2 protein-coding genes are annotated in these 1916 nt (G+C 68.1%); both read left to right on the forward strand.

Annotated elements, in window-relative coordinates; genetic code table 11:
• On the forward strand, positions 1 to 1443 hold a 1443-nt coding region (locus tag ENN83_RS15665), incomplete at its 5' end, for a GMC family oxidoreductase (protein WP_287188644.1).
• Positions 1444 to 1491: 48 nt separating this feature from the next.
• Complete coding sequence (locus ENN83_RS15670) at positions 1492 to 1797, forward strand: hypothetical protein (RefSeq protein ID WP_253090380.1); 306 nt, start codon at positions 1492 to 1494, stop codon at positions 1795 to 1797.
• The last annotated feature ends 119 nt before the right edge of the window (positions 1798 to 1916 follow it).

Genomic DNA, 1916 nt, shown 5'->3' on the forward strand with positions numbered 1-1916 from the left:
AAGGACTTTTCCGGCCTGCCAGCCTGGATCGTCAAGGCGGTGGGCGGGACGACGACCCACTGGGCGGGCGCCTCGCTGCGGTTTCAGGAGCATGAATGGAAGGCCGCGACGACCTATGGCGCGGTCGAGGGCGCGAACCTGCCGGACTGGCCGATCGACGCCGCCGAGATGGAGCCGTGGTACGAGAAGGCCGAGACCAAGCTGGGCGTGACGCGCACCGGCGGGCGCGAGGGGCTGCCGGGGAACAACAATTACAAGGTGTTCGAGGCCGGGGCCAAGGCGCTGGGCCACAAGGAAGTCCATACCGGCCGGATGGCGATCAACTCTGCCGAGTATGACGGGCGCACCTTGTGCCACCAGACGGGGTTCTGCTTCCAGGGCTGCAAATGGGGGGCCAAGTGGTCCTCGGCCTATACCGATATCCTCCGCGGCGAGGCGACCGGGAACCTGGAGGTGCGGGAACGCTGCCACGCGGCGCGCATCCTGCATGACGACAGCGGCAAGGTCACCGGGGTCGAGTATTTCGACCGGGACGGCAACCTGCACTTCCAGCGCGCGCGGATCGTCTGCGTGGCGGGCAACTCGTTCGAGAGCCCGCGGCTGCTGCTGAACTCGGCCTCATCGATGTTCCCCTACGGGCTGGCCAACAGCTCGGGGCAGGTCGGGCGCAACTACATGCGGCACATGACCGGCTCGGTCTATGCCACCTTCGACAAGCCCGTGCGCATGTGGCGCGGCACCACCATGGCGGGGATCATTTCGGACGAGGCCCGCCACGATCCCGGCCGAGGTTTCGTCGGCGGCTACGAGATGGAGACGCTGGCGCTGGGCATCCCGTTCATGGCGGCCTTCCTCGACCCGGGCGCCCGGGGGCGCGAATTCACCACGGCACTGGATGCCTATGAATACATGGCGGGCATGTGGCTGGTGGGCGAGGACATGCCGCAGGAAAGCAACCGCGTGACGCTGAACGCCGAGGTCAAGGACCAGTGGGGCCTGCCGGTCGCGAATGTTCATTTCGACGACCATCCCAACGACATCGCGATGCGCAACCATGCCTACCGGCAGGGCAGGGCGGTCTACGAGGCGGTGGGGGCCACGCGCACCTTCCCGACGCCGCCCTATCCCAGCACGCATAACCTGGGCACCAACCGAATGAGCGAACGGCCCGAAGACGGGGTGGTGAACCGCTGGGGGCAAAGCCATGACATCGCGAACCTGTTCGTCTCGGACGGCTCGCAATTCACCACCGGCGCGGCCGAGAACCCGACGCTGACCATCGTGGCGCTGGCGATCCGGCAGGCCGATCACATCGCGCGCGAGATGGCGGCGCAGACCCTCCGAGGGGGAGCAAGCCGGGCCGCGGCGTCCCGCTGGGCGCCGCGGCTTTCCCCTTGGCCGCCCCGGGAGTTGCGGATCCCCTTTGCCTTGGGTATCGCTTGACCCGGGCACCGATGCATGCGTCGGCCGCAACGGAGGGGAAGAAAGACGGTGCTGTTGATCCTCGGTCTCTATCTGGGTTTCTCGCTGGTCCTGTTGCTGGGGGCGGCAGAGTTCGAACGCCGCGCCATCGTCGCCCGCCGCCTGGGCCCGAACGGCCGCGCCATCCTGATCGCGCTGGTCGTCTCGGTGGTCGCCTCGCTGGGGGTCGTGGTTGCCGGGGCGGTCACGGGGGGCCTGCTGCGCACCCTGCACCTGTTCGGGGGCACCGTCGCCTATCACGGCGCGATGGGCGTGCTGCTGGTGCGCGGCCTGCAACGGGTGTCTGCCCGCGTCTTCGCCCAGGGCGCGGCCTGACCCGCCGCCCGCCTGCCGCCTCGTGGAAAACCCGCCGCCGATGCGTCCTGTTACTGGGCGGCTTTCACGATCTCAGCTCAATTGGTGGAGATTTCCACAACATATTGCGGCCGCTGCAT

Source organism: Rhodovulum sp. (assembly GCF_011048875.1).
In the GTDB taxonomy this organism is placed as follows: Bacteria; Pseudomonadota; Alphaproteobacteria; order Rhodobacterales; family Rhodobacteraceae; genus Rhodovulum; species Rhodovulum tesquicola.